This is a genomic window from Acidithiobacillus sp. TH-A35, assembly GCF_057473505.1.
The window spans coordinates 1-6,171 of the sequence record NZ_JBYCKR010000031.1; the positions used below are offsets into that span (position 1 = coordinate 1).

At 57.9% G+C, this 6,171-nt stretch carries 8 protein-coding genes and 1 tRNA gene; all 9 read right to left on the reverse strand.

All coding sequences use genetic code 11. The features are described 5' to 3' along the window. Positions 1-713: 4-hydroxy-tetrahydrodipicolinate synthase (dapA, locus tag AC2VNK_RS01465; RefSeq protein ID WP_486882547.1), on the reverse strand; the 713-nt coding region annotated here is incomplete at its 3' end. A gap of 153 nt (positions 714-866) precedes the next feature. Beyond that, a tRNA-Glu gene (locus tag AC2VNK_RS01470) sits at positions 867-942 on the reverse strand. Positions 943-998: 56 nt separating this feature from the next. After that, entirely contained in the window at positions 999-1,652 is a 654-nt protein-coding gene (trhA, locus tag AC2VNK_RS01475; RefSeq protein ID WP_291522967.1) for a PAQR family membrane homeostasis protein TrhA, read from the reverse strand. A gap of 72 nt (positions 1,653-1,724) precedes the next feature. Further along, positions 1,725-2,966 (reverse strand): N-acetylmuramoyl-L-alanine amidase family protein, encoded by a 1,242-nt coding sequence (locus AC2VNK_RS01480; protein WP_486882548.1) that lies wholly within the window; start codon positions 2,964-2,966, stop codon positions 1,725-1,727. 175 nt (positions 2,967-3,141) lie between these two features. Beyond that, positions 3,142-3,576, reverse strand: coding sequence for a thioredoxin TrxC (trxC, locus tag AC2VNK_RS01485; RefSeq protein WP_486882549.1), 435 nt, complete (start codon positions 3,574-3,576; stop codon positions 3,142-3,144). 29 nt (positions 3,577-3,605) lie between these two features. Then, positions 3,606-3,866, reverse strand: a complete 261-nt coding sequence (gene grxC, locus AC2VNK_RS01490) for a glutaredoxin 3 (RefSeq protein WP_486882550.1) — start codon at positions 3,864-3,866, stop codon at positions 3,606-3,608. A gap of 23 nt (positions 3,867-3,889) precedes the next feature. Further along, entirely contained in the window at positions 3,890-4,315 is a 426-nt protein-coding gene (locus tag AC2VNK_RS01495) for a rhodanese-like domain-containing protein (RefSeq protein ID WP_486882551.1), read from the reverse strand. A gap of 3 nt (positions 4,316-4,318) precedes the next feature. After that, positions 4,319-4,540, reverse strand: a complete 222-nt coding sequence (locus tag AC2VNK_RS01500; RefSeq protein WP_291522978.1) for a YgaP family membrane protein — start codon at positions 4,538-4,540, stop codon at positions 4,319-4,321. A gap of 6 nt (positions 4,541-4,546) precedes the next feature. Continuing rightward, the coding region (locus AC2VNK_RS01505; protein WP_486882552.1) for an efflux RND transporter permease subunit at positions 4,547-6,171 on the reverse strand (1,625 nt) is incomplete at its 5' end.

The following is a 6,171-nucleotide window of genomic DNA, read 5'->3' on the forward strand; positions in this document are numbered from 1 at the left end:
CCCACCAGTTGCGCGTTGACCGCACGGGCGCCGACAAAATCACCAGCCAGCGCCAGATCACACATCCGCGCCATCAGCCGGGGTGCCGCATTGGCGGTGACTGAGATCACGCCATGCGCACCCAATGCCATGGCAGCGAGGGCAGCACCATCATCGCCGCTGTAAACCTGCATCTGATCCCCGCATAGGGCCAGAATTTCAGCAACCCGTTCGACTTTGCCGCTCGCTTCTTTGATGCCGACGATATCAGCACGCGGCGCCAGACGCGCTACCGTCTCGGGCAAAATATCCCCAGCAGTACGGCCAGGGACATTATAGAGGATGATGGGAAAGTGGCATTGCTCGGCGACCGCCGAGTAGTGTTGGAACAAACCTTCCTGAGTGGGCTTATTGTAATAGGGGGAAACCAGCAAGGCTGCATCGGCTTTGACTTTTATGGCCGCGCGAGTGAGTTCTATGGCCTCATGGGTAGCGTTGGCCCCCGTTCCGGCGATCACCGGGATGCGCCCTTTGGCCTGCTCCACGACGGTCCGAATCACCGCCACATGTTCCCTCATTTCCAAGGTGGCGGATTCTCCCGTGGTACCGACGGCGACCAGTGCGTGCGTCCCTTCGGCGATATGCCACTCCACCAGATCGCGGAGTGCCGTGTCATCCACCGCACCGTCCGCCCGCATGGGCGTCACCAAAGCTACCATACTGCCATGAAACATGATCCAGCTCCCGCTTTAACGCATACCTTTTCTGCTAGGGATGGTACTTGCCCGACGGCGGGCTTGGCAAGGCAAGAATCACCCGCACCGTCCACGCTCAGGGCATGGAATGGCTTTCAGCGCCTTCAGAAGGGGACGTTCAGAGAAAAAATGTGGTGCTCCCAAGGGGGTTCGAACCCCTGTTACCGACGTGAGAGGCCAGTGTCCTAGACCGCTAGACGATGGGAGCGAGCGGGCAAATTATAGGCGCTTTTATCAAAAAAGCAAGGATAAGCGGGCGTGCGATCAGCCAGCGTATTGAAGAATCGCCCAGAATTGCAGGGCAGTACCGGCAATGACGAAAACGTGCCAGATGGAATGAAAGTATTTCCAGCGATCCAGCACAAAAAAAAGGACCCCAACAGTATAGGCCAGCCCACCAGCGGCCAACCACCATAAAAACCAGCCAGGCGCAGCGTCATAAAGTGGCACCGCTGCGAAGACGGCCAACCAGCCCATGAGGAGATACAGCCAGAGAGAGGCCGACTGAAAGCGCGTCCCGCCCACAGCCAGCAGGCTAATGCCCAGTGCGGCCAGACCCCACTCCAGTGCCAGCAATGTCCAACCCCACGGGTCATGGAGCACCATCAGCGTCACCGGGGTGTAAGTGCCCGCAATAAGAAGGTAGATGGCGGAGCGGTCCACCAACTGAAAGGCGCTTTTGAGTCGCCCCGATGGCAGAATGTGATAGATGGTCGAAGCCCCATACAGCATCAAGATGGTGACCACAAAGATGCTGACACTGGCTACCGCAAGACGCGTACTGTGGAGACCAGCGCCGACCAGCCATAAGATGAAAACCAACAAGGCCCCGGCAGCGCCCGCACCATGCAGCAGACTGTTGATCCATTCTTCAACGCGGGTTTGACCCCGCACCATACCGACCGAGTCTTGTCCCATTACCCTTCCGCCATTTCGCACTCCCCGCTGGAACAGTTATAACATGACTGCCCGAGCTGTCGCCACGCCGAGTCAGACACCCATGATGGGCACACGCAGATGTTCTCCGGGCTGCCCCTCCCCGCGCGGCAGATTATTGGCCAAACGCAAGGCCTCTACACTCAGCCCGTAACGGTGCGCCACACCCGCCAGATTTTCCCCCTTGCTCAGCACATGTCGTGTCGCCGACCAAGCGCTATCCGCAGGTGGCGCCTTCACAAAATGGGCAACAACTGCATCGTGCATGGTGCGCGCGAGTACTTGACGAAAATCCGGATCGCGCAGGCGTTGTTCTTCTTCAGGATTAGAAATAAAGGCAGTCTCCACGAGCACTGAAGGCACATCTGGGGCACGCAGCACTACGAAATTGGCATGCTGCACGGCGGCATTGTGCAAATCCTCCACCCCGGCTAATCCGCGAATCATGACATCCGCTGCCGCTGCCGCCGAATTCATGGCGGCAGTCTGGGTCATATTGATGAGCACCTCATTGAGCATCGGATCGTGAATGCCCGACTGTACGTCTCCGAGGAGGGGATCCGCGGCGTTCTGCGTTTTTGCCAACCAGCGGGCTGCCGCATTGCTCGCCCCCGTCTCCGATAACGCCCATACCGTCGAGCCACATACCGTGCGCTCCGGGAAGGCATCAGCATGGATAGAGACGAAGAGGTCGGCACGCTGCTCCAAGCCCAAATGCATGCGGTCCATGAGCGGCACATAGCGATCCGTGTTGCGGGACATGACCAGACGCATTCCAGGTGTACGGTGGATCAGTTGGGCGAGAGACAGGCCGACATCCAGCACGACATCTTTTTCGCGGGTCCCTTTGGCGCCGATGGCGCCCGGATCATGGCCGCCATGACCAGGATCCAGGCAGACCACAATGGGCCGCCCCGCTCCGGCAACCGGCTGCAAGCGGGGAGATTCTACTGCGGTCGTCGCGAGCGGCATCAAGTCCAGCACCAGACGATGCGATGCACCCCCACCAGGACCCAGAGAGAAGCTGCGCCAGCGCACCGATTCCCGTAAAGGCAAACGCAGAACCAATCCGGCGGCACTTTCATTCATCTCCGCACCACCTTGCAGGGGACCCAACGCAGGCACTACGGGACGACTAAGCCCATGCTCTATCCCCGGCAACTCAATATGCAGCACTTCACCCACGCTGCGGATCACCGGCGCAGCCGTCAAATGCCGATCCAGATCAAATACCAGACGCACATTCTGTTGATAGCGACCCACTCGTAGCGCGCGGAGTCGCGCGGCGGTGGCCATATTCCAGGTACACAGCAAAGCGCTGCCCAGCGCAGCTTGTCGCAGGAACTGCCGCCTCGCGGAATTCTCACCGGGTTTCCTGACCACCGCGCCCCCATTCTACTCTTTAGAAATATTGAGTTATGAGGGTAATTTAGAGTTTATTCGGAAGAAGTCAAGGAGATACCAGGTAATCTCAGACACCCTGGCCCGCCAGCCAGCGCTGCAGTTCCGCTGCCCCCATGGCGCCGCTGACCCGCGCCAGTTCTTTTCCTGCCTTAAATAGCACCATGGTAGGAATGGAACGAATCTGAAAGCGGCCACCGATTTGCTGTTCATCTTCAGTATTCACCTTGGCGAAGAGCACACGCCCCCGCATCGCCCGACCAGCCTGCTCAAACTGCGGCGCCATTGTTCGGCAGGGTCCGCACCAAGGGGCCCAGAAATCGACCAGCACCGGCAATTCGTTTTTCTGAACATATTCGGAAAAACGGCTACTGCTGAGATTAACCGGGTGATCTGGAAAAATCAGTGCGTGGCATTTGCCACACCTGGGGTTTTCCCCCAGACGCTCTTTGGGCACCCGATTGACGGCGCCGCAGGCAGGACAAAGCAATATAAAGGATGTCATATCTTCCCCCGATTTTACATTGAACCGTACTATCCACGCTCCCAGCCCTCTTCCTGCAGCAGGGGGTCCAGGGCCCCGCGGCGATCCAGGGCCGCGATGTCATCATAACCACCCACATGCTGGCCGTTGATAAATATCTGCGGGACGGTATGCCGCCCGTGGGCGAGCTTTTGCATGATCTGGCGTTGCGCGGGGTCCCGGTCCACCCGAATAATCTCGGGGGTGACACCTTTGCTGCGCAAAAGCGCTTCGGCCCTGTGACAATAAGGGCAAATGCCAGTCGCGTACATCCGCACCGCCGCCCCCTTCATAATCACTTCTCTACTGGCAATCCGGCACTCCGCCAGGCGCTGATTCCACCTTTCAGGCTATAAATCTTGTCAAAACCGGCCTTTTTCAGGCTGGCCGCGGCACGCGCCGAACGCATACCACTCGCACACTGACAGATAACATGATGGCCGCGATGCTTCTCCAGGTCCTGGATATACTTGGGTAAGTCACCCAGCGGAATGTGCCGGGCACCGGGTAGGTGCCCTTGGGACCACTCGCTTTGCTCGCGCACATCAATGATCACGGCATCTTCGTGGTTGATCAACTGCACTGCGGCGGCCGGATCCACTTCATGAATACCCGCCACCCCGCGCGTCAATGGCCCCTTAAAAATCATGGCAATCAAAGCGCCTGCACTCAGCAACAACGGCCATTGGGACTCTATAAAAAAAAGAATTTTATGTTCCATGGCTTAGCGTCCGCAGGCCCCGGAACCCGGCACCCCGAGCTTCAGCAGGATGCGGTCCAGCGGGCAAAAGCAGGTGAAACCGCTTTGCAGCAGGTTAAAACCCACAAAAAGGGTGAAGGCCAAAAACCACTCGCTCACAAATACAGGACTGGCCGGAGCGCCCAATACCACACTTACCAGCACAAAAAAGCCGGCAACCACCCGCACCCAACGTTCGGTATTCATCTGCAATCAAACTCCTTGTGTCTGTTTTTCCAAGTGCCGTTCCCAAAGGAAATAGAGCAGTGGGATCACGATCAGTGTCAGCAGTGTGGAGGCGAAAGTGCCAAAAATCAAGGAAACGGCCAGCCCGCCAAAGACCGGATCGGTCACCATGATGGCAGAGCCAAACATGATGGCGAGTGCTGTCAGCAAAATGGGGCGAAAACGCACCGCACCGGCCTGCAACACCGCCTCTTCCAGTGCGTAACCCTGGCGCCGGTAATCGATAATGAAGTCAATCAGTAACAGGGAGTTGCGCACCACGACACCCGCCAGCGCGATAACTCCGATCATGGACGTGGCATTAAACGGTGTATTCAACAGCCAGTGTCCAGGAAAAACCCCGATTAACGTCATGGGAATAGCGCCCATGACGATCACTGGCATCACGAAAGACTGGTAATAAGCCACCAGCATCAGATAGATAAATACCAGAGCGACAATAAAAGCAGCGCCGAGATCCCGGAATACATCGAGGGTCAGGCGCATGTCACCGCCCCAGAGGATCTGGTAATGGGTAATATCATCGGGCTGCGCTGGCGAAAAGCCCAGATTACCCGTGCTGAGAGGCACACCGTCAATGGTCTTGCCATCCAGCCAGTGATTCAGCGACAACACGGCATAAACTGGGCTGGAACCCATGAGATCTCCGGTCACATACACCACAGGATGTTGATCACGATCGTAAATCGGCTTGGCCAGCGTCGTCCGCTCAATCTGCGCGATGCTCGCCAGAGGCACCGGCTGCCCGTCCCGGTTCTGCACCCGTAAGTCGAGTATCTGCTGACGCCAGGCGCGATCCGCCGGGGGAACGCGGAGAATGATATCCACCGGTTCGCGGGCATTTTCCACATGCAGGGCACCCAGTCTGGTACCCGCCACATAATCATGCACCAGCGCGGCCACCTGCGCCGGCGCGACACCGGCGAGCATCGCCTTCTGCTGATCCACCTGCAGCAGATACTCAGGCACTGTAGCGGTCACGGAGTCATCCACATTGATCATGTCATAGTCTTTGCGGAAATACTGTTCGACCATACCCGCCACCTGGCGCAGCTTGTCATAGCTTGGTCCATAGAGCTCGGCCACCACCTGAGCACGCACCGGCGGCCCCGGCGGCACCTCAAAAATCTTGATAACGCTACCAGGGAAACGTGCCCGGACCGATTGCAACGCCTTGTAGACTTCCACGGAAACGGTGTGGGACATGGGCCGTTCATCCCGCGGCACCAGGTTGACCTGAATCTGCGCGTAATTGCTGCCTTGGCGCATCATGTCACCGCGCACCAGCCCGGCGAAATCCACAGGTGCTGAACGCCCCAGATAAGTCTGGAAATTTTCGATATAGCGGTTCTGGCTGAGCACGTTGCCCACCGCTTCGGTAACCCGCCCGGTTTCATCCAGCGCAGTCCCCGCAGGGGTATCTACCTGAATCATGAAATTACTGACGTTTCCCTCGGGAAGCATTTTCAGGTTCACGCCGAGGGCGCTCAGGGGACCATTCATGCCTTGCGGGCGAATGAACTGCCACATCGGCATCAGCATCGCCAGCAAGAGCAGCACAATGACCACGATGAAAAAGATATTACGGCGCC

Bases quoted from the DNA above. Each gene is read 5' to 3' on its own strand.
- trhA (WP_291522967.1), bottom strand. From the start codon at position 1,652: ATGGGACAAGACTCGGTCGGTATGGTGCGGGGTCAAACCCGCGTTGAA.
- AC2VNK_RS01480 (WP_486882548.1), bottom strand. From the start codon at position 2,966: ATGGCCACCGCCGCGCGACTCCGCGCGCTACGAGTGGGTCGCTATCAA.
- grxC (WP_486882550.1), bottom strand. From the start codon at position 3,866: ATGTACGCGACTGGCATTTGCCCTTATTGTCACAGGGCCGAAGCGCTT.
- AC2VNK_RS01495 (WP_486882551.1), bottom strand. From the start codon at position 4,315: ATGGAACATAAAATTCTTTTTTTTATAGAGTCCCAATGGCCGTTGTTG.
- trxC (WP_486882549.1), bottom strand. From the start codon at position 3,576: ATGACATCCTTTATATTGCTTTGTCCTGCCTGCGGCGCCGTCAATCGG.
- AC2VNK_RS01500 (WP_291522978.1), bottom strand. From the start codon at position 4,540: ATGAATACCGAACGTTGGGTGCGGGTGGTTGCCGGCTTTTTTGTGCTG.